The 20,778-nt window shown below is 57.5% G+C and carries 18 protein-coding genes; 3 read left to right on the forward strand and 15 right to left on the reverse strand.

What is annotated here, in order from left to right; translation table 11 throughout:
* Positions 1-57 precede the first annotated feature (57 nt).
* The 14 genes from ACXAEW_RS07630 to ACXAEW_RS07695 form a co-directional block, all read right to left on the reverse strand.
* Complete coding sequence (locus ACXAEW_RS07630; RefSeq protein WP_474940756.1) at positions 58-411, reverse strand: response regulator; 354 nt, start codon at positions 409-411, stop codon at positions 58-60.
* Between the two features lie 307 nt (positions 412-718).
* Positions 719-1,756, reverse strand: coding sequence for a heme-dependent oxidative N-demethylase family protein (locus ACXAEW_RS07635; RefSeq protein WP_474940757.1), 1,038 nt, complete (start codon positions 1,754-1,756; stop codon positions 719-721).
* Between the two features lie 12 nt (positions 1,757-1,768).
* On the reverse strand, positions 1,769-2,716 hold the full coding sequence (locus ACXAEW_RS07640) for a PDR/VanB family oxidoreductase (protein WP_474940758.1): 948 nt from the start codon (positions 2,714-2,716) through the stop codon (positions 1,769-1,771).
* Positions 2,713-3,306 (reverse strand): dimethylamine monooxygenase subunit DmmA family protein, encoded by a 594-nt coding sequence (locus tag ACXAEW_RS07645; protein ID WP_474940759.1) that lies wholly within the window; start codon positions 3,304-3,306, stop codon positions 2,713-2,715. The genes ACXAEW_RS07640 and ACXAEW_RS07645 overlap by 4 nt, the downstream gene beginning before the upstream one ends.
* Positions 3,307-3,376: 70 nt before the next feature.
* Positions 3,377-4,510: an aminomethyl transferase family protein gene (locus tag ACXAEW_RS07650; protein ID WP_474940760.1), complete on the reverse strand. Its 1,134-nt coding sequence runs from the start codon at positions 4,508-4,510 to the stop codon at positions 3,377-3,379.
* Between the two features lie 87 nt (positions 4,511-4,597).
* Positions 4,598-4,771 (reverse strand): hypothetical protein, encoded by a 174-nt coding sequence (locus ACXAEW_RS07655; RefSeq protein WP_474940761.1) that lies wholly within the window; start codon positions 4,769-4,771, stop codon positions 4,598-4,600.
* Positions 4,772-4,795: 24 nt separating this feature from the next.
* On the reverse strand, positions 4,796-6,175 hold the full coding sequence (locus ACXAEW_RS07660) for an ammonium transporter (RefSeq protein WP_474940762.1): 1,380 nt from the start codon (positions 6,173-6,175) through the stop codon (positions 4,796-4,798).
* Positions 6,176-6,530: 355 nt separating this feature from the next.
* Entirely contained in the window at positions 6,531-7,244 is a 714-nt protein-coding gene (locus tag ACXAEW_RS07665) for a FadR/GntR family transcriptional regulator (protein ID WP_474940763.1), read from the reverse strand.
* A gap of 133 nt (positions 7,245-7,377) precedes the next feature.
* A complete protein-coding gene (gene purU, locus ACXAEW_RS07670; protein WP_474943003.1) occupies positions 7,378-8,262 on the reverse strand; it encodes a formyltetrahydrofolate deformylase in 885 nt (294 codons plus the stop codon).
* Positions 8,263-8,324: 62 nt separating this feature from the next.
* A complete protein-coding gene (gene folD, locus ACXAEW_RS07675; RefSeq protein WP_474940764.1) occupies positions 8,325-9,227 on the reverse strand; it encodes a bifunctional methylenetetrahydrofolate dehydrogenase/methenyltetrahydrofolate cyclohydrolase FolD in 903 nt (300 codons plus the stop codon).
* A gap of 3 nt (positions 9,228-9,230) precedes the next feature.
* Positions 9,231-9,788: a sarcosine oxidase subunit gamma gene (locus tag ACXAEW_RS07680; RefSeq protein ID WP_474940765.1), complete on the reverse strand. Its 558-nt coding sequence runs from the start codon at positions 9,786-9,788 to the stop codon at positions 9,231-9,233.
* Positions 9,781-12,726 (reverse strand): sarcosine oxidase subunit alpha family protein, encoded by a 2,946-nt coding sequence (locus tag ACXAEW_RS07685; RefSeq protein WP_474940766.1) that lies wholly within the window; start codon positions 12,724-12,726, stop codon positions 9,781-9,783. The genes ACXAEW_RS07680 and ACXAEW_RS07685 overlap by 8 nt, the downstream gene beginning before the upstream one ends.
* A complete protein-coding gene (locus ACXAEW_RS07690; protein ID WP_474940767.1) occupies positions 12,723-13,004 on the reverse strand; it encodes a sarcosine oxidase subunit delta in 282 nt (93 codons plus the stop codon). Before ACXAEW_RS07690 ends, ACXAEW_RS07685 begins: the two co-directional genes overlap by 4 nt.
* A 9-nt stretch (positions 13,005-13,013) precedes the next feature.
* Positions 13,014-14,264, reverse strand: a complete 1,251-nt coding sequence (locus ACXAEW_RS07695; RefSeq protein ID WP_474940768.1) for a sarcosine oxidase subunit beta family protein — start codon at positions 14,262-14,264, stop codon at positions 13,014-13,016.
* A 118-nt stretch (positions 14,265-14,382) separates the two neighbouring features.
* Here ACXAEW_RS07695 and ACXAEW_RS07700 point away from each other — a divergent pair, with 118 nt between their 5' ends.
* Positions 14,383-15,321 carry a GlxA family transcriptional regulator gene (locus ACXAEW_RS07700; protein WP_474940769.1) on the forward strand — a complete coding sequence of 313 codons (939 nt, stop codon included), beginning with the start codon at positions 14,383-14,385 and terminating at the stop codon, positions 15,319-15,321.
* A gap of 100 nt (positions 15,322-15,421) precedes the next feature.
* Here ACXAEW_RS07700 and ACXAEW_RS07705 read toward each other — a convergent pair whose 3' ends face one another.
* Positions 15,422-16,717: an ABC transporter substrate-binding protein gene (locus tag ACXAEW_RS07705; RefSeq protein ID WP_474943004.1), complete on the reverse strand. Its 1,296-nt coding sequence runs from the start codon at positions 16,715-16,717 to the stop codon at positions 15,422-15,424.
* 174 nt (positions 16,718-16,891) lie between these two features.
* On the opposite strand from ACXAEW_RS07705, the gene ACXAEW_RS07710 reads away from it, so the two are divergent.
* Entirely contained in the window at positions 16,892-18,235 is a 1,344-nt protein-coding gene (locus ACXAEW_RS07710) for an NAD(P)-binding domain-containing protein (RefSeq protein WP_474940770.1), read from the forward strand.
* Positions 18,236-18,310: 75 nt separating this feature from the next.
* Positions 18,311-20,680 (forward strand): DUF1989 domain-containing protein, encoded by a 2,370-nt coding sequence (locus tag ACXAEW_RS07715; protein ID WP_474940771.1) that lies wholly within the window; start codon positions 18,311-18,313, stop codon positions 20,678-20,680.
* Positions 20,681-20,778: the final 98 nt, after the last annotated feature.

The raw sequence follows: 20,778 nt of genomic DNA on the forward strand, positions 1-20,778 counted from the left end.
AGGCCGACCTGGGCAAATGGATGAGGCGCGATACGAAGGACAGCCCCTAGGCAGTCCCTAGACGGCGGCGACGATGGCCTCAATCAGATCATCGGGATCGATAGGCTTGGCGAAACAGGCCACGGCTCCTAAAGACAAGGCCTCCTCTCGCGAGGTTTCCGCCCCGTGGCCGCTGACAACAAACATGGCGCCCTTGAAGCCAGTCTCCTTGAGCTGGCGCAGCAATTCCAGCCCGCCGATGTCGGGCATTTTCAGGTCAGTGACAACGGCGTCAAAGGATGTCTCAGCGCATTTTGCAAGGGCTTCGGGTACAGAACCTGCGACAGATACATCCAGATCCTCAAGCTCCAGCGCCTCCTGTAGTTCCTCCCTCAGAAGGGGCTCATCATCGACTATCAAAACATGGGTCATGTCAATACTCCAAAACATTTACTGCCATTGCTAGCATGTTGCAGCTTAAAGCAGCTAGGTATTTAGAAGGAAGACTTCGCAAAAACGTTTAGCGAAACAGGGCCTTTGCCCGGGTCACGATTGGCAAATCTGTCATGGCGGCACAGTTCCGCCAAGACACGAAGCTCATGAAAACCACTGGCGAATGTCATGGATGCCAAAGAGACCAGTGGCTCTGGAAACCTCGACCCAGTGGGGCCCAATCCAGCGTTTCAGTAACAATCAAGGTGGAGCCTTCAGGTCGGGCTGATCAGGTTCGGGCGGCCCTTCAAGGAAAAATCCCAGCCGATGTTTCGGCCCCGTCGTCAAAGCGTGACAAGTAGTTGACGATCGTCTGTCTGTTCACGGCAAACCCCTTGTAGTCTGCCAATTCAGGATCAATGTCGCGCAAGACCCGATGCAGCCTACGTCCCCATTTCGGTTGTGTCACAAGGTCTTCAAGGTTGCACAGATAGCACCGGATCGGAAAGGCAAGCGCGTTTGATCGCGGTAACCGCCAGAAGGATTGCAATTCGACACGCAGGAACTGTTTCTGGCCGACATTCTCTGAGGTCACGGTACGTTTCTCGGGCCCCCATTTGTGGTAGTTTTCGGGGCTGGTGTCCAAACGTGGATTTACCGTCATGGTCCAGTTCAGGCGGCGATAGCTTTGCTCTTGGGTGACCGCCAGCAGGAATTTGAGCGCCTTGTCAAACACCCCCATTTGCCCCGCTTTGGGCACAGGGGCATGCCACTCAAAAAAGTTCATGCCGACGTTGAAATCCAGGGACCAGTCCGCCTGACTGGTGATCATACCTGCGTCCAGCCACAGGTTGCCATCACGTTCATGCAGCAGGGCGAAATCCCCCTGGGCCTGGCGGGTGATGTATTCCATCGGTCCACAGGGCAGCGTTGAGGCGTCCAGGAACGTGAACCTCTGGTCGATGCCCAAAGGCGTGTTGATCCAGTGCCACGCCGTGCCGTTACGGGTCAGCGTAAACAGATCGGGATAATCGCGCGCCTTGGACACCATTATCAATTCAAGCAAGTCCCAACCCGCCAGCTCCATATGCGGGAGCGACTGACAGCGCATCGGATCTTCGGCCAGCGTTAACGCGCGATCCTGCATTTCGGCGACATAGTGTTCGTCCACGTCAAAGGCGAATTCGAACGGGCTGCCTTTGGGGCCGCCGGGGTGCTGCTCGATATTGACAGAATACATGTAGCTGTCCTGATCGAATGGGAAGGGAAAGCGGCGCACGGCTTCTGGCGAATTGTGATAAGAATAGTCGCCCCGAAAGGTCTCATCGTTAAACTGCATTGTCATCTTGGGATCTCCTCAGAGGTCGAGTTCCAGCCGCGCGCCTTTGAAACGCGACATGCAAGGCATGATTTTTGTCTGCGCGGCACGCTCATCCGGGCTCAGCCAGTGATCGTTATGCTCTATCTGTCCGTCGCAGATGGTGACGCCGGTTTCGCAGCGTCCGCAGGCCCCGCCACGGCAGGAATAGTTCACTTTGATTTCTGCGGCCTCAAGCGCCTCAAGCAGGCTTTGGTCTGATTTGACGTGGACGGTTGTTGCGCGTGATTTTACAAAGACATCAAACGGTTCTCCGGGTGGCGGCGCGCTGAACGCCTCAGAGTGGACCGCCGAAGCAGGCCAGCCCAGAGCGGCGGCCTGATCGCTTACCGCCTGAATCAGCCCTTCAGGGCCGCAGGTATATACATGTGCTCCCAATGGTTGGTCGTTCAGAATGGCCTCAAGGTTCATACGGCTGCCCTCGGCCGAGATATGCAGGTGTACATGGTCCACTTGCGGCAACAGACGCAGGGCGGCGGCCTCATCGCGGGACCGTGACGCATAATGCAATTCAAACGGCTTTTGTTCGGCCTGCAGCTGTTTCAGCTGAGACAGGAACGGGGTAATACCGATGCCGCCGCCGATCAGAACGTGTTTGCGCGCCCTAAGGTCCAGTTGGAACAGGTTCGCGGGTGGCGATACGGTCAACAGATCACCCTCATCGACCTGAGTGTGCATGTAGAGCGAGCCGCCACGGCCCTGATCCTCGCGGCGGACGGCGATTTCATAACCTGAGCCGTCATAAGGATCGGAAATCAGGGAATAGGCGTTTCGGCGGATCACATCCCCTTCGGGCATTTCTACGCTGATATGGGCGCCACCGGAAAAGACAGGCAAGGAGGCACCGGTAGGGTCTTCGAAACGGAACCGTTTGACCAAGGCGGACAGCTGTTCGATTTCAGTGACCTGAAGAGTCAGTTTGCTCATGGTTGGATCTCCACCGTTTCAGGCACAAAGCCGGGGGTTTCGGCATCGACGCAGACGCCCTGAAACACACCCAGCCGCCGCGAAAAGTGGTCCCGTACGAACAGAGACAGACCGCAATGGGAACAGGTGAACGGATCGGTGGTCACATCGTCGGTGATGCCTTTACAATGCACGCATTGCATACGGCGGGCGATTGTGCCGCGATGTTCGGCCTGAATAGCGTCAAGAGGCATCCCTTGCCCGAGAGCAAGCGACGTGACATGTCCGATCAGCCCCTCGGACCCCGCCAAATACAAAGCCGTGCCCATCCGCGCCTTCGACAAAAGCAGGTTCACATGGGGCGTGGCGGTTTCCAGATTGGGCAAACAATGCAGCGCGACAGCCGAGAGCGCGCCCAAGGCGTTCGGCATATCGCCGACAAAAACGATATGCGCGTGGTCCATCACCGCGCTGTCCGAAGCCGCCAGCGCACACAGGGCATCAGCACCTGCTGCATCCGCGACCATGATCGCTTGTGTCGCGCCTTGCGACACAAGCGGCGCATAGGTCGGACGGCTGGGAATCGATGGGGAAAATTCCGTTTGGGTCATGGTGGTGATCTCTCGGTATTCCTGTTGGAGAGGGGCAGGGCACCGGTGGCCCCAACCCCGCTTTCTTGGCTCAGCCCTTTGCGGTGCGGCGCTTTTTCTCAACGTCGTAGAACGGCATCGAATGTGCGATGGCTGTGATGTCACCGTCGGGATTTCGGACGGTCAATTCCGTACCTTCGACAGCACACTCCACCGGCATCCGCGCAATCCCGACGTTGTGCGCGTTCAGGGGCGAATACATGCCGATGGTCACAACTCCGACCTGTTTGCCATCTTTCAGCAGCGGCGCGCCTTCCACTGCGGGGATCGTGCCCTCAAGCTTGACGCCATAGATTTTGAACCGTTCCTTGCCCTGCAGGCGATAATGCTCTTCGGCGCCGCGGAAGCCGGTTTTGCCGGGAGAGACGGTGAAATCGAGCCCCAGTTCCCAAAGCGTGTCCCCCGGGCCTTCATCGTCAAACGGGTACATTTCCGAGTTGTCGTAGGGAAAGAACAACAGGTGGCTTTCGCTGCGCAGCCAATCCAGCGTGGTAAAGCGTGTCGGAATAATCCCCATCTCGCCACCTTCGGCGACGATCATGTCCCAAATTTCGCACGCGTCCTGGCGGCGGCAGAAAATCTCATACCCGCGCTCGCCGGTATAGCCGGTGCGCGAAATCATGACGGGTTTGCCAAACAGCGTGGTCTGGATGTGACTGAAATAGACCACATCCCGGATGCCGGGCACGTGCTTTTCCAGATAGTCCACAGCCAGCGGTCCCTGCAGGGAAATGTCGTGCAAGTCATCGTCAAACAGCACCGCGACATTGCGTCCTGCTGCAAACATTGTCAGTTGTTCGTGACCTGCGCCCGCACCGTGAACAACCATGAAATTCTGCGGTCCAAGCCGATAGATCACGCAATCGTCTATGAACTTGCCTGCATCGTTCAGCATCGAGGCATAGGTCGAACGCCCCGGCTTAAGCTTTTCGATATTGCGGGTCGTGGCCTTGTCGATAACATATTGGGCGTGAGGCCCCACGACATGGACCTTTTTCAGGCCCGATACATCCATTACCCCGGCTTTGGTGCGAATGGCTAGGTATTCCTCGGTCTGATCCTTGTCATAGGACCATGCGGTGCCCATCCCGCTCCAGTCTTCCAACTGTGAGCCCATCGCGCGGTGGCGGTCCGCAAGGGCGGAAAATCTCCAGGATGCGATCATGAAATTTGTCCTTTGGGTCGTACGTAAGTTTGATTTTGTCGGGACCGGCGGACACATTACTGCCGGTCCCGTTTCAGGCGCTGGGCCCTATTTTGTCTTGCTTGCGTTGTAGGCGTGCTCTTCGTGGCGCCATCCAAAGATGATGGCGATCACGATTGCAGCCAGGCAGATCATCAGCCACAGTCCTTCGACCGACCCGTATCCGGCATAGATTGCGCCGGTGATCCCGTCCCAAGTATTTGCACTAAAAGGGGCTTCCATTGGTTCGTCCTTTCCTGTGTTGGATTACTCAGCCGGGCTAACCGACGGATGGAGCGCTTCGGGATAGGCGGAGGCGGGCACTTTCACCGCGTCGAGGCCAAGGATCTCGGCGTCTTCCGGAACGCGCAGCTGACCTGTGATCTTGAGGATCAGAGACACGACATAGCCTGGAACAAAGCCCAACAACCCCATCACGATCGCCCCGACGAGTTGCCCGGTGAAAGAGGTCTGGATGACGTCTTCGCCAAACATGGCCGGATAACCCTGTGCAGCGATGCCAACGGCGATCAGGCCCCACATGCCAAGGAAACCGTGCACCGCAAAGGCGCCCACCGCATCGTCAATGCCGCGTTTTTCGATGAACGAGGCGACGAATGGCATGGCGCAGGCGCCGACAAAGCCGATCACAAAGGCCATCGGCGGATACCAGAGGTCGAGGCCCGCCGCGCAGGAGATGATCCCGCCGAGTGCGCCCGACATCATCCAGAATGGATCGCGGGTCACCATCCATGCTCCGATGATCCCACCGGCAAAGCCCATCAGCGTGTTAAATGTCATGCCAGAGATGGTCATCGGCGTGCCGTAGATCGTGGCTTCAATGGATGAGCTCCACGACCAGGCTTCGCCCGGTACGATGACACAGCCCATCAAAAAGCCCCAGAAGCCGGCAATGATCAACATCAGTCCGATCAAAGTCATTGGCATCGAGTGGCCCGCGATGTGGTTTGCGGTGCCATCGGCGTTGAATTTACCGATCCGCGGCCCGAGGTTGATCAGAACGCCCAGGGTAAAGAAACCGGCGATCATATGTACAACACCGGCGGCGCCAAAGTCGTGATACCCGTATTTTGTGACCAGCCAGCCGTCTGCGTGCCACCCCCATGCGCCTGCCAAAATCCAGACGAATGCGCCCAGAACGATGGCCAGAACGACAAACCCGGTCAGCCTGATCCGCTCGATGACCCCGCCCGACAGGATCGACGCGGTGGTGGCGGCAAACAAAACAAACGCCCCCCAGAACACGCCCGAAGCGCGGTCATCAAGGTTGGGGCCCATGTATTGGCTCCAGGGGAGGGCGACGTCATTTGCGTAAGCCAGGCCAGAGATGCCCATTGCACCTTCTGACAGGGAAAGACCTGTCGGAAAGGCCCAGTAGATCCACCAGCCGATAAAGTAGAAAAAAGGAACGATCATCGCGAAGGCGAGGATGTTCTTGATGCCTGAGGCCAGCGCGTTCTTGGATCGCGATGCGCCCATTTCATAAGCGAGGAACCCGACATGGATCAGTACCATGAGCGGGATCGTCAGATAGTAAAAGGTTTCGGCAAACGTACCGTTGGTTGCGGCAACGTTGCTCTTTAGCTCTGCGACCGCAGCAGCCAAGGATGCAATTTCCTGCTCCAAGTCGTTCTCCCTGTTCCGAGGTTGACTTCAACACAATCCAGTCTGGTCCGGTTCATTTTTGGTTTGGACCAATTGTCAAAACTGGATCAATCGGTGAGCCTATGTGAGCGTGGAAAATCACCTTGGGTCAAACTTTTTTCCTGAAAGGAATTTTATGAGAGGTGAATACAGTGAGGAAATCTTAATAAAAGATGAAATAGTGGGCGTTTTAGCGCGCGAATCAAGCGATCTGAACAACTATTTGTCTTATTCATAAGGGCGCGTGCACAGCTCGGAGGTCCGGCTGCGGTGGAGATTCGGAGCGGATTCGCGAACCTTAGAGAGAGAACCGCTAACTTGTAATTGGTTGGTCCAATCAGTCTTCTTGAAGCAGTAGACGCTGATCTTCGATCAACGAGAGTTTCATGAATTCACTGGCTTCCTCAATGTCACGCGCGGAGATCGCGTTGAAAAGCCCGTTATAGCCACGTTGATAGATGGCGATCCGGGCCGGCGTCAGATGGCGGCGGTACATTGCTGCGCGAAAGCCCTGACGGCGCGCGTCCAGAACCAGATTGTAGCAGGCCACCAACAACGGGTTGCCGGTGCCCTCGGCGATCAGGCGGTGAAATTCCTCTTCCAGCCGGACAAAAGCGGTGGCGTCTGCTTGAACGCCCTCCATTTTGGACAGTACGACGGAAAGCGCTTCGATCTGTTTGGGCGACATATTGACGATGGCCAGCCGCACCATTTCGGGTTCCAGTATGCTGCGCATCACCTGAAGGTGCAGCGGTCCGGTTTCGGCAGCGACGGGAGAGGTGGCCTTGGATTCACCCGCGGGATCATAGGTTACAAAGGATCCGGAACCGGGTCTGCGACGGATCATACCGCGGGACTCCAGCTGGTCCAGCGCCTCACGCACTGTGTTGCGCGCCACGCCCAGATCCTGGGCCAGCTGCCGCTCAGAGGGCAGACGCTCTTCGCTGGCATATTCCTGTGTTACGATCCGCGTTGACAGCGTATCGATCACATTTTTTACGGTCGAACCCGGAAGATATGACCCGGAAGTGACGGCGGAAGTATTGGGCAAGCTGTGGTCCTTTGGCAATCGAGCCTATTAGACCAATTTCCGCCAATGGGTCCAGTGCTGTCCCGTTGCCAACGAAAAAGAGGTGCGAAACACGCACCCCTTTTCCGTGTAAACTGCCGCCTGAATGAGGCTATCAGCCCATCTTTTCTGAACTGTAGCTGCCGGGTGATGCGGGGAAGACCACGGTTTTGTTGCCGTTCAAAAAGACACGGTGGTTTGCATGGGCGTGGATGGCGCGCGCCAGTACCTGACTTTCGACATCGCGGCCGAGGGACACGAAATCATCAGGCGATTGGGCATGGGTGATGCGCACCACATCCTGTTCAATAATTGGCCCCTCGTCCAGATCAGCGGTGACATAGTGCGACGTTGCCCCGATCAGCTTTACCCCGCGCGCATAGGCTTGTTTGTAGGGGTTCGCGCCTTTGAACGAAGGCAGGAAGGAATGGTGAATATTGATGATCCGGCCAGACATCTTGGTGCACATCTCGTCGGACAGGATTTGCATATAGCGCGCCAGAACGATTAGTTCGGCTTTGGTTTCCTCGACCACTTTCATGATCGCTGCTTCTGCCTCGGGCTTGTTTTCCTTGGACACGCGAATGCAGTGAAACGGGATGTCATTGTTCACGACGACCTTTTGATAATCCATGTGGTTCGAAATCACCGCGACGATATCAACGGGCAGGGCTCCAATCCGCACACGGTACAGCAAATCGTTCAGGCAGTGGCCAAAACGGCTGACCATGATGACAACTTTCATCTTTTGGTTTTCGTCGTGAAAGGCAAATTGCATATCGAATTCCGACGCCGTCTGAACAAAGCTCTGTCTCAGCGTCGACAGGTCAACTCCGTTTTGCGAAACAAAGCTGATGCGCATGAAAAACTGACCGGTGTCCATGTCGTCGTATTGCGTACTATCGGTAATGTTGCAGCCGTTTTCGGTCAGGAAATTGGCAATAGAGGCTACAATCCCGCGTGTGGTTGCGCAGGCTACAGTCAGGCAGAATTTCATGATGGTCTCCGTTGGAAAGGCGCGCTGCATCCGGGCGCCGGACTTATGTTATGGGGCGATGCTATTCAGGCTGTCAGACCTTCGGGTTCGCTTAGACCGTTGGCGCGACAGCAGGCTGTGACGGTATTGGCCAAAAGGCAGGCAATGGTCATGGGCCCCACGCCTCCGGGCACAGGGGTGATGGCACCGGCGACGTGTGTCACGCTGTCAAAATCCACGTCTCCCACAAGTCGGGTTTTGCCCGTACCTTTTTCTGGTGCATCGATCCGGTTGATGCCCACGTCAATCACGGTGGCGCCCGGTTTGATCCAGTCCGAAGGCACCATTTGCGGTCTCCCCACGGCGGCCACGACAATATCTGCGCTGCGCACGACGGCGGGCAGATCCTTGGTGCGGCTATGGGCGATTGTCACGGTGCAGCTGTCGCCAAGCAGCAATTGTGCCATTGGTTTGCCGACGATGTTACTGCGCCCGATCACGACCGCGTTCATACCTGACAGGTTTCCATGATAGTCACGCAACAGCATCAGACACCCCAATGGGGTGCAGGGGACCATGGCCTTCTGACCGGTGCCCAACAGGCCGACGTTTGAAACATGGAACCCGTCGACGTCCTTGGCCGGATCAATTGCATTGATTACCTGATCCTCGTTCAGATGGGCTGGCAGGGGCAATTGCACCAGAATGCCGTGAACCGCCGGATCATTGTTCAGGTCGCTGATTAGCTTCAGGAGGTCAGCTTCGGGTGTCTCTGCAGGCAAACGATGCTCGAACGAGTTCATACCCACTTGGATCGTTTGTTTACCCTTTGAGCGCACATAGACCTGACTGGCGGGATCTTCGCCAACCAATACGACGGCCAGGCCGGGGGTAATGCCGTTTTCGTCTTTGAGGCGGGCAACATGTGCGGCGACCTTGTCCCGAACTGTTTCGGCAAAGGCTTTGCCGTCGATAATATCCGTTGTCACGTCTCAGTCCTCCAATCGGCGGGCCGCGACGCTCAGCGCATGCCACAGGGCACCCGCAAGCGTCCGCATCCCGATTACGGTCAGATGTTCCGGGCTGCGACGGATCAGGAACACGGTCATATGCTCAAGCCCCGTGCGCATCACCGCGCCGGTGCCCAATGCCTTGGGGTCGACGTTGACCAGTTTGCTCATGAGATTTTCTATCGGTTCTTCCCCGATGGCCGATGTGATGTCGAACGCGGCGAAGCCGTCGGTTTGTTCGCTGACAATGGCCTCGGGTGCGGCAGCGCGGACCTGAGCGGCAAAGTCTGTCTCGCCCAGATCCTTGCCCTCGATCATCCACTGATCACGGCCAGTCCAAAACGCCCCATAGCTTTCTGTCCCGGCGGTCTGTCCGATCTCTGGCAGAGTCATGTCGAAAAGCGTGGGTGCGCTCTGACCTTTGCGCAGCGCCAAAGACGCAAGGGCCAAGCGCGCGTTCTCGCGGATGGTCAGAGCGCCAAACGTCTGAACGCGCGCTGCCGCTGCGCCCAGAGCGGTGGTGGGAGTAAGATCAGTCACGCAAGCGTCCTCCGTCGGGGTCGATAAAATGGGCTGAGACAACTTCGGCTTTGACCTGTTGGCCTTCCAGAGGATTGGCCGCAGTGAGCACTTCGCCAATGCGATTGGCCCCATCTTTCAGATAGGCCAGCGCGATGTATCCGCCGACATGGGGGGAATAGCAGGACGATGTGACCCAGCCCTGATCGGTTTGCATGGTCTGGTCCTGTCCTTCGGCAAACAGATGGGACCCGGCAAGAACCTGCTCTTCGGCTTCTACCGACTTCAGACCGACGAGACGGCGGCTGTCCTGAAGGAGGCCATCGCGACGGGACATAACCGCGCCAATGCTGTCCTTTTTTGCCGATACCATTTTGCCGAGCCCCAGCATCTGTGCCGTTGTCTGACCGTTCAGCTCATTTCCGGCGGCATGGCCCTTTTCAATGCGCAGAACGCCCAGGGCCTCGGTTCCATAGGGGGTTACACCAAGGTCTGCGCCTTGTGTCATCAACCGTTCCATCAAGGCCTGACCATAGCGGGCGGGAACCGCAATTTCATAGGCCAGTTCGCCCGAGAACGAGATCCGGAACAGCCGCGCCCGCAGCCCGTTACAGATGTTTAACTCGGCGCAGGCCATAAACGGGAAGGCCTCGTTTGACAGGTCGAAGCCATCGACGATCCGCGACAGCAGTTCTCGCGACTTGGGGCCGGCCACGGCAATCTGAGCCCAGGCATCCGTGGTGGAAATCAGCTGCACATCCAGTTCGGGCCACAAGCATTGTCGTGCGAATTCCATGCGGGAATAGACTGTTCCGGCGTTCGCGGTGGTTGTTGTGACCACATAATGGTCCTCTCCCAGCCGCGCACAGGTGCCATCGTCATAGATCTGCCCATCCTCGCGCAGCATGATCCCGTACCGCACCATGCCGACTTTGAGCGTGCCCATCATGTTCGCATAGATGCGGTTCAGGAATTCCCCTGCATCCGCGCCTTGAACGTCGATTTTCCCGAGGGTTGTGACATCACACAGGCCGACACCGGCGCGTACGGCCAGAACTTCGCGATCAACGGTTTGGCGCCAATGGGTTTCGCCGTCCTGCGGGAAGTATTGCGCGCGCATCCATTGCCCGACTTCAACAAACACCGCATTTTGATCTTTTGCCCAATGATGTGTCGGTGTCAAACGCTGAGGGCGGAAATGCGGGCCGGTATCCCCACCGCCCAACACGGACAGCGACACACCGGTATAGGGCGGCCGAAAGATCGTTGTGCCGGTCTGAGGGATGTCCTTGCCCGTCAATTCAGCCATCACCGCCAAAGCAGAGATATTCGAGGTCTTGCCCTGATCCGTGGCCATGCCCAGTGTGGTCCAGCGCTTCAGGTGTTCAACCGGGCGCATGTTTTCCTGATGGGCCAGCTTGATATCCTTGACCGTGACATCGTTTTGAAAGTCGACCCAGGCGCGGCGCTTGCCTGGAACATGCCAAAAGGCCTCTTGGGCCGCGCTCGCATCTTCGGCCTGGGGGAGCTCCACTGCCGTCGCCGTCATGTCCAGTTCGGCCAGGGCGGTAATTGCGGCTTGCATCCCGTCCTGCAGGGCCTGTGCGGTTCCGCCTTTGCCTGCGGCCGCGCCCGCCGGGATCAAACCCGCCGGACCATCTGCACCAGGCACAAAGGCCAGAAGGGTTTCGTCCCAGACAGGACGCCCGCGGTGATGCGAGGACAGGTGCACATTCGGGTTCCAGCCACCTGCCACTCCCAGCGCGCCAACCGGATGCCATTCGGCGCGTCCGTTCTGCGTGATCTCGATTTGTGTCAGGCCCAGTCGTCCCTTGGTGCCCGTTACTGTTCCACCCGCAAAAACCCGGTAGTCGCCTGTTGCCTGCACATCCGGACGCGTGTCGATAACCCCCAGAACCTTGGCCCCGCGCGCCAGCAGATCGCGTGCTGTACGATGTCCGTCGTCCCCGTTGGTAAAGATTGCAATCGCATCCCCGTCGCGCTTGACTGGCGCGACCGCCCAGCGGTTCGCATAGGCACGCATAGCGCCCGACAGCATGATCCCTGGACGGTCGTTGTCGGCAAAAGGAATGTGCCGCTCGGTTGCGCCGGCAGCCAGAACCGCGCGTTTGGCCGTGATCCGCCACAGGGTCTGGCGTACCTGATCGCCCGGGGTTGGCAGGTGGTCTGTGACCCGTTCGACCGCACCAAACACGCCGTGATCGTACACGCCAAAGACAGTGGTTCGAGTCATGATGCGTACATTCGGCAGGCTATCCAGCTCTGCGCGCAGTTGCTCGACCCAGATCGCGGGCTGGACCCCGTTCAAAAGATCGCTTTCCATCAGCAGGCGCCCGCCCAGGCGGAAATCCTCATCCGCGAGGATCACATTTGCTCCTGTGCGCCCTGCGGTCAGCGCTGCCATCAAGCCTGCTGCACCGGCTCCGATAACCAACAGGTCGCAATGCAGGAACCCTTTGTCATATTGATCCGGGTCGGGCTGCATCGACAACCGTCCCAAACCGGCGGCATTGCGGATCAGCGGTTCATACAGTTTTTCCCAGAACGCCTTGGGCCACATGAATGTCTTGTAATAGAACCCCGCCGCAAAGAACGGAGCACACATATCGTTCACCGCCAACAGATCGCGGTGCAGAGGGCCGATATGGTTTTGTGAACGCGCGCTCAGTCCATTGTACAACTCGGCCACTGTGGCGCGGGTGTTCGGTTCCTGGTGGGCACCATCACGTAGTTCGACAAGGGCGTTGGGCTCTTCTGACCCGGCCGAAAAGACGCCACGCGGACGATGGTATTTGAAGCTGCGCCCAATCAGTTGCACGCCGTTTGCCAATAGGGCCGAGGCCAGTGTGTCGCCTTCAAACCCCTGATAGGGCGTGCCATTGAAGGCAAAGTTCAGCGGTTTCGAACGGTCAATCAGACCACCAGACAAACGGGTCATTTCACACCTGCGCGTTTCACATCCGAGGCCAGTTCCGCCCCGAGAATTTCATGGGTCACGGTATTGCGCGTCACCACCAACCAGGACCGGTCGCCCTGTTCGTGGAACCACAGCTCGCGGTGAATTCCCGCCGGGTTGTCGCGCAGATAGACATAGTCACAGAAGGCTGCCAGCGCGTCCGGCCCGTCCGGATCAGGCCGGTTTAACAGGGAGGCATCGCCTAGGTAGGTGAACTCTTGTGCGTCACGCAGGCCAAGCAAGGGATGAGGGATCAACATGTCGGGACCTCAGTGTAGGTTGGGCTGGGCGCCAACGCCCTTTTCGTCGATGACAAGACCGCGGTTGAACCGGTCGAACCGGAACGCGGTTGCGGTTTCATGCGGTACGTCCTGCGACAGCAGATGCGCAAAGGCAAAGCCCGAGGCCGGCGTGGCCTTGAACCCGCCATAGTTCCACGCGCCGTTGAAATAGAGCCCGTCAATATCCGTCCGGTCGATGATCGGAGAGCCGTCCATGGACATGTCCACAAGCCCACCCCAATTGCGCAAGAGGCGCGCCCGACCGATCATCGGCATCAGGGCCATCCCGCCCTCCAGCACGTCTTCGACAACCGGCATCCCGCCCCGCTGGGCATAGGAATTATACCCGTCCAGGTCGCCGCCAAAGACCAGTCCACCTTTGTCGGATTGGCTGACATAGAAATGCCCTGCACCAAAGGTTATCACGCCGGGAATGACCGGTTTCAGCCCCTCTGAGACAAAGGCCTGAAGAGCATGGCTTTCAATGGGAAGGCGCATGCCCGCCTGTGCCATCACGCGGCTGGACGATCCCGCCACCGCGACACCGACCTTGCCTGCGCCGATATAGCCGCGTGTGGTCTCGACCCCCAGAACCTGACCGTTTTCGATGCGAAATCCCGTGACCTCACAGTTCTGGATGATGTCGACGCCGCGTGTATCCGCGCCGCGCGCATAGCCCCAAGCCACACCATCGTGACGCGCGCTGCCTGCGCGATCCTGCAGCAGTCCGCCCTTGATTGGAAAACGCGCGTTGTCAAAGTTCAGGAACGGCACCATCTTGCGCAGCTCATCACTGTCCAACAGGCGTGCGCCCGCCCCGCTTAGCATCATCGCATTGCCGCGTCTGCGATAGGCGTCCCGCTGCGCGTCGCTGTGGATCAGGTTGATGATCCCGCGTTGGCTGACCATCGAGTTGAAATTCGTGTCCTGCTCGAGGTTTTCCCAAAGTTTCATTGAGCATTCGTAAAACGGCTGGTTGCCTTCAAGCAGGTAATTCGAGCGGATAATCGTCGTGTTGCGACCGACGTTTCCGGACCCGATCCAGCCCTTTTCCAGAACGGCCACATTTGTGATGCCGAATTCCTTGGCCAGGTAATAGGCCGTTGCAAGCCCGTGTCCGCCGCCGCCGACGATCACCACGTCATAGGACGGCTTTGGGGCAGGGTTGCGCCATAGCGGGCCCCATCCCTTGTGGCCCGTCAGGGCCTCTTTTACGACTTTGAAACCTGAGAATTTCATGCGGTTCGCTCCTTGAATGCCAACCGTTGTAACGGCATTTTTGCCTATTTTTTTCTTGTTTTGGGTCATATTATGTCGAATAAATGACATCCAAAAGAGACCCAGGAAGAAAGTGCACATGCGTCGAATCGCGTTTTTACTGGTGGATGGCTATGCGCTTTTGTCGACGGCTTCGGCGTTGGAGCCGTTGCGTGCGGCCAACCAGTTTTCACCAAGCCTGGCTTATGACATCACGCTGCTGTCCACCTCAGGAACTGAGGCGAAATCGTCGGTCGGGGCTCTTTTCGAGACCCGTCCTTTCCGTGATGTTGTACCGCTGTTTGATCTTATATTTGTGGTTGCAGGGGGCGATCCGGCCCGTGTTTCGGATCCTGCGCTGTTTGCATGGCTGCGGCAAGCGGATCGAAATGGCGCGGCACTTGGGGGGATTTCCGGCGGAGCCGTGATCCTCGCACGAGCAGAGCTGTTAGAGGGGCGCCGGTTTACTGTTCATTGGCATCATTATGATGATTTTCAGACTCTGCGCGGAAACTGGCTGCTAGAGCGGCGATTGTTCGTGATCGACCGCGATCGTTACACCTGTGCGGGGGGCTCGGCTCCTCTGGATATGATGCATGCGATCATCGCGCGCGATCACGGAACTCGCTTTGCTCAACGTATCTCGGACTGGTTTATCCAGACCGAAGTCCGAGGCACGGAAGCACCCCAGCAAGCGTCGATACAATCCCGTTACGGGGCCTTGCCGCGTTCCGTAGAGGCAGCGATCGAGTTGATGGAAAGCCATGTTGCAGACCCGTTGAACCAGGAACAACTGGCTGATTTGTCGGGTATTTCCGTCCGCCAGCTTCAGCGCCAGTTTCAACAGGGGCTCGGTCGATCTGTTATTCAGGAATATCGCCGAATACGTTTGGAGACGGGCAAGGAATTGATCGTTTCAACCCGACTGTCTCTGTCCGAGATCGCGCTGTTGACCGGTTTTGCCACACAGTCCCATTTTTCCGATGCGTTTCGCCGTCACTATGGGCACGCCCCATCGGGCCTGCGCAAATCTTCATAAGACTGGATCTGGCGCTGCAAGGGGAACCATGTGGCGCAAGCGAGGCGATCAGTCGCTGCCCGATGGAACAGCGAAAATTCCAATGCATCTAAGGCATAGGTTATTCAACATGGCCAAGGGTCAAAGCGCTCGCTAAGTCGGGTTTTACCCGCTGATGCCAAAGTTGACCAACTGCGCCCAGTTCTTCGATGAGGGTAGCACCATGCGCTTCCAGCCAGTCCAGAACAGATCCAAATTCCTGTATCTGCGCCTTCCCACTGCGAATGGCGACAACCGGCCAATCTCCGACAAGGGCATTGTCGATTCCATAGACCTCAGTCCCCCACCAGCGTGCCATTCCAAAGGCATGTGGCATGGTCCGACCGCGCTTCAATGCAGCAAGAACACCAGCTGTGGCGAGGCTGTCAGCCGTTTCCACAGCGCTGTGCCAAAGGTCCAATATCGCGGCGTACTCCCAGCTGACTGCTGTCCAGCCATCAGGAAAACGAGCGTTATAAGTGTCGAAAAAGGCTTTGGGGCGACGAAAGAAGAACTCGGCCTGTTCCAGGTGGGGATCGTCAAAATCGGGAAACTGGAAGGTGAAACGTTCCATAAAGGTGGCTGATGTCTGCGCAAGGAGCTTTTGATACTCATCACAGGTGCAGGCCAGAATTTGTCCCTGAAACCCTGCATCATGGGCTGCCACGCTCAGTGCCTCGATCATGGGCGGGGCAGACGAACACCAACAGAGTATATCCGGGTTTTCGGACATCATTGAGCGGACGATCTCATGGGCATCCGCAGTTGCAGGATCATATTGCACTTCGCTGACAATTTCACGTTGTGCAACACGAAAGGCCGCGCGGTATGTGGCCAACGACGGCAAGCCCATTGCATCGGTTTGTGAGCACAGCGCCACGCGGCGCGCCTGGGGTTGAGTGCGCGCCAACCAGTCAACTCCGGTCACATTAAAGAACGGGTGCACCTCGGCTGGCGCGATCAGGGTTGGATGATCTGGGGATAGATCCGACGGAAGAAGGGTTGCGGTCAACACCCGGCGTTCCATCAAATAGGCAAGCGCCAAACGCATGTCTCGCCCGCCCAAGGTCAGCATCAGCCGTATCTTTTCGGTCTCTACCATCCGGCGCGCGGCATCCAGAGCGGCGCGTTCACCTTGTGCACTATCGGCAACCACCAGTTCCACCAGATGGCGCCGCCCGCCAACCATCATGCCGCCGTGGGCATTGATCCAGTCGGTCCAAATGCGGCACCCGTCCAGACCTGGCCGCCCCCAGAATTCTTCATCGCCAGTGAGGGGCACCAAGGCACCAATACGAATCGGCGCACGCTCTTGCACGGTCAGGCGTGGCACGGTGCCCGCCACCATCAACCTCTGCGCCAGAGAACCTGTACCCATCATCATCCTCGCGCTCAAAAAACATCCATCTGCGAGGCTGAGCCCGGCGATATTTATATTCCTACAAAGAAAATTCGTTGACCACAGGAAAATTTTTGGACCATACCGGTATCAACCAATAGAACCAATAATCATTTTTGGTCCATACCGAAGATGAGCAACAGGAGACATCACATGACAAAACGCGTCGCCATCATCGGTGCAGGTCCTTCGGGTTTGGCACAGCTGCGTGCCTTTCAATCGGCTGCTGCAAAGGGGGGTGAAATTCCTGAGATCGTCTGCTTTGAAAAGCAATCCAACTGGGGCGGGCTGTGGAATTACACTTGGCGCACGGGCGTCGATGAAAACGGTGAACCCGTGCATTGCTCGATGTACCGCTATCTTTGGTCAAATGGCCCTAAGGAGGGATTGGAATTCGCCGACTATTCCTTTGAGGAACATTTCGGCAAACAGATCGCATCCTACCCGCCACGCGCGGTATTGTTTGATTATATCGAAGGCCGCGTTACCAAGGCTGACGTGCGCAAGTGGATCCGGTTCTCGTCGGTGATCCGCTGGGTTGAATACCTGCCCGAGACACAAGAGTTCGAGATAACCGTACACGACATGACCGAGGACCGTGTCTACAAGGAGAAATTCGACAATGTGATCGTGGCCTCGGGGCATTTTTCCTCTCCCAATGTGCCGGAGTATCCGGGCTTTGACCAATTCAACGGACGTATTGTTCACGCGCATGATTTCCGCGATGCGCGGGAGTTTGAGGGTAAGGATGTGCTATTGGTTGGCGCGTCTTATTCGGCCGAAGATATCGGTTCGCAGTGCTGGAAATACGGTGCGAAATCTGTCACCACTTCGTACCGGTCTGCACCCATGGGGTTCAATTGGCCGGAAAACTGGCAGGAAAAACCAGCGCTTGAGAAAGTCGAAGGCAAAACCGCCTACTTCAAGGATGGCTCCACCAAAGACGTGGACGCGATCATCCTGTGCACCGGCTACAGGCATTATTTCCCGTTCCTGCCCGACGATCTGCGTCTGAAAACAGCCAACCGCCTGGCAACTGCGGACCTGTATAAGGGCGTTGTTTATGCCCATAACCCCAAGCTGTTTTATCTTGGGATGCAGGACCAGTGGTTCACATTCAACATGTTCGACGCGCAGGCTTGGTATGTGCGCGACATTATTCTCGACCGGATTGAGGTGCCCGCCGACAAGATGGTCCTGCTGGCCGATGTGGCAGAGCGTGAAGAGCGCGAAGACGCCAGTGATGACGTGAAATACGCCATCAATTACCAGGCCGATTACATCAAGGAACTGATCGCTGACACCGACTACCCGTCCTTTGATGTCGACGGGGCCTGTGAGGCGTTCTTTGAATGGAAAAAGCATAAGGCAAAGGACATCATGGCCTTCCGCAACAATTCCTACAGATCGGTCATAACCGGAACAATGGCACCGGTGCACCATACCCCGTGGAAAGATGCGCTCGACGACAGCATGGAAGCCTACCTTCAGAACTGACGACATCCTCCTGCTTCCCCAACTGATCCGGGGGACTTTGTGCGCCCCCGGTTTTTTCACGAACGGAGATCTGTTTTGCTTGATCGTCTTGGCCAACCCTTTCGCGCTGGTCCTCCAACGGGCTCGTGGCCCCGGCGGGCGGCAGCCTTTTCCTTTGCACGGAATGAGGAACGATACACCGTGTCCGGCGGTGGCGCCGCCCTGATTGAGCTGCGTTCAGGTGACCGGATTACAGTCACAAATGTCGAAGGTGGTCAGCATTGCGAAATACTGGCCGCTCATGGTGGCGGCTGCGTGGATGCGGGCCTTCTGGGCCAATGTGCAAACACAGACGGTGCCGGACTTCGGTCGGTTCTGGCACAGGACCATTCCAGTCTTGCGCGCTTGCGTCTTGGCCTTGCCAAGCGTGGTATCGACGTGACCGACAGCCGGACGATCGGCTTGTTTTCTGACAGCAGTCCGGCGGGCGAGACGGCAGAGTTCACCGCCCAATCCGATGGGTGGACCATTATTGCGGCCCCGTCTCCGCCCCCGGATTTCGAACAACAGACAACCGCGACGCCTCTGCGGGTTTCGGTCTTGCGTGCGCAGCCAAGACAGGTTGGCCGTTTTGCCCTTCCTGATCCTTTGGCCGACCCGATGCAGGACCTGCGCATTTCCGCCGCTACAGCACGGGCTTACCTTGTGCGCAAGGGCGAGTTCATCCAGATCATGGATGTGGACGGTCGCCAATGTACCGATTTCCAGTGCTTTGATGCGCGCAAGGTTGATCGTGGCATTTTCCACCCGCTGGACGTTACCACCACCCGCACGATCCAGGGACATGCCTATCCGTTGCCGGGCCTGCACGGGAAATACTTCGACCATGACCTGACCCCGCTGGTTGAGGTCATCCAGGATACCTGTGGGCGTCACGACACTTTCGGACTGGCGTGTAATGCGAAATACTACGATGATATCGGGTATCCGGGTCATGCGAACTGTTCCGACAACTTCAACGCCGCAATTGCCCCTTATGGCATTGAGGCGCGCCCCGGCTGGATGGCTGCAAATTTCTTTTTCAACACAGGTATCGACGATCACGGTGTGATCTATGCCGATGAGCCATGGTCGCGCCCGGGCGATTACGTTTTGCTGCGCGCGCTGACCGATCTGATCTGCGTGTCGTCCTCCTGTCCGGATGACACTTCGGCGGCCAACGGCTGGCATCTGACTGACATCAACATTCGCACCTATGACGCCACCGAGCGTTTTTCGCGCGCCACCGCATGGCGCCCGATGCCAGACGAGGACCCCGTAATGACACGCGAAACCGCCTTTCATGACAAATTCGCGGCTCTGACCAGTGACTTTGCCGATTACAACGGCTTTTGGTTGCCAAACAGTTTCCCGCAATGCGATCCGGTTGAGAGCTATTGGGCCTGCCGCACTGACATGGTGCTGGTTGACTTGTCCGCGCTACGCAAGTTCGAAGTCACCGGTCCCGACGCCGAGGCGCTGTTGAATTGGGTCCTGACCCGCAATGTCGAAAAACTGGCCATCGGTCAGGTGGTCTATTCGGCTATGTGCTATCCTCACGGCGGGATGATGGATGACGGTACCCTGTTCCGGCTGGGTGAGCATAATTTCCGCTGGATCGGCGGCTCGGACGAAGGCGGCGTCTGGATGCGCGAAGAGGCGGCGCGACTGGGCCTGAACGTCATGATCCGGTCATCGACGGACCAGATGCACAATCTTGCGGTTCAGGGGCCAAAGTCGCGGGATCTGATCTGCGATCTGTTCTGGACCGCGCCGCATGTGACACCCCTTGCGGAGTTGGACTGGTTCCGCTTTGCCCCCGCGCGCCTTGGCGGGGCCGAGGGGCCTCCGGTTGTGATTTCGCGCACCGGTTACACCGGCGAATTGGGCTATGAGGTGTTTTGTGCCCCGAAAGACGGGTCTGAGGTGTTCGATGCCCTTTGGCAGACAGGACAGCCGCGGGGTATGAAACCCATGGGACTGAGCGGTCTCGATCTGGTCCGGATCGAAGCAGGCCTGATCTTCGCCGGATATGATTTTTCGGATCAGACCGATCCGTTTGAGGCCGGTATCGGCTTTACGGTGCCTTTGAAATCGAAAACCGCTGATTTTGTCGGGCGCGAGGCGCTGTTGCGGCGCAAGGCGCACCCGTGCCGTAAATTTGTGGGGATTGAGGTCGAGGGACAGAATGGCGTTGCCCACGGAGATTGCATCCGGTTGGGGCGGGCGCAGATCGGCGAGATCTGCTCGGCTATGCGCAGCCCGCGCACGGGCCAATGGATTGCCTTGGCACGGGTCGACGTCGCCCATGCTGAAATCGGCACCGAGGTCGAAGTTGGACAGCTTGACGGCCATATCAAACGATATGCCGCCCGGATCGTTGAATTCCCGCATTACGACCCGCAGAAAACGCGCCCACGGTCCTGACGAGAGTCGATCAGCTCCGATGTGAAGTTTTTCTCCGCTAAAACTGAGACCATTTCGGCAAATCCGGGCAACCAATGGAGACAGCGGTTAAGGAGCTT

The sequence above is a fragment of the Epibacterium sp. ABZ3_068 genome (assembly GCF_056159265.1).

Excerpts from the sequence above, each read along its gene's own strand:
- ACXAEW_RS07630 (WP_474940756.1), bottom strand. The coding sequence starts at position 411 with ATGACCCATGTTTTGATAGTCGATGATGAGCCCCTTCTGAGGGAGGAA.
- ACXAEW_RS07635 (WP_474940757.1), bottom strand. The coding sequence starts at position 1,756 with ATGACAATGCAGTTTAACGATGAGACCTTTCGGGGCGACTATTCTTAT.
- ACXAEW_RS07640 (WP_474940758.1), bottom strand. The coding sequence starts at position 2,716 with ATGAGCAAACTGACTCTTCAGGTCACTGAAATCGAACAGCTGTCCGCC.
- ACXAEW_RS07645 (WP_474940759.1), bottom strand. The coding sequence starts at position 3,306 with ATGACCCAAACGGAATTTTCCCCATCGATTCCCAGCCGTCCGACCTAT.
- ACXAEW_RS07650 (WP_474940760.1), bottom strand. The coding sequence starts at position 4,510 with ATGATCGCATCCTGGAGATTTTCCGCCCTTGCGGACCGCCACCGCGCG.
- ACXAEW_RS07655 (WP_474940761.1), bottom strand. The coding sequence starts at position 4,771 with ATGGAAGCCCCTTTTAGTGCAAATACTTGGGACGGGATCACCGGCGCA.
- ACXAEW_RS07685 (WP_474940766.1), bottom strand. The coding sequence starts at position 12,726 with ATGACCCGTTTGTCTGGTGGTCTGATTGACCGTTCGAAACCGCTGAAC.
- ACXAEW_RS07690 (WP_474940767.1), bottom strand. The coding sequence starts at position 13,004 with ATGTTGATCCCTCATCCCTTGCTTGGCCTGCGTGACGCACAAGAGTTC.
- ACXAEW_RS07695 (WP_474940768.1), bottom strand. The coding sequence starts at position 14,264 with ATGAAATTCTCAGGTTTCAAAGTCGTAAAAGAGGCCCTGACGGGCCAC.
- ACXAEW_RS07700 (WP_474940769.1), top strand. The coding sequence starts at position 14,383 with ATGCGTCGAATCGCGTTTTTACTGGTGGATGGCTATGCGCTTTTGTCG.
- ACXAEW_RS07705 (WP_474943004.1), bottom strand. The coding sequence starts at position 16,717 with ATGGGTACAGGTTCTCTGGCGCAGAGGTTGATGGTGGCGGGCACCGTG.
- ACXAEW_RS07710 (WP_474940770.1), top strand. The coding sequence starts at position 16,892 with ATGACAAAACGCGTCGCCATCATCGGTGCAGGTCCTTCGGGTTTGGCA.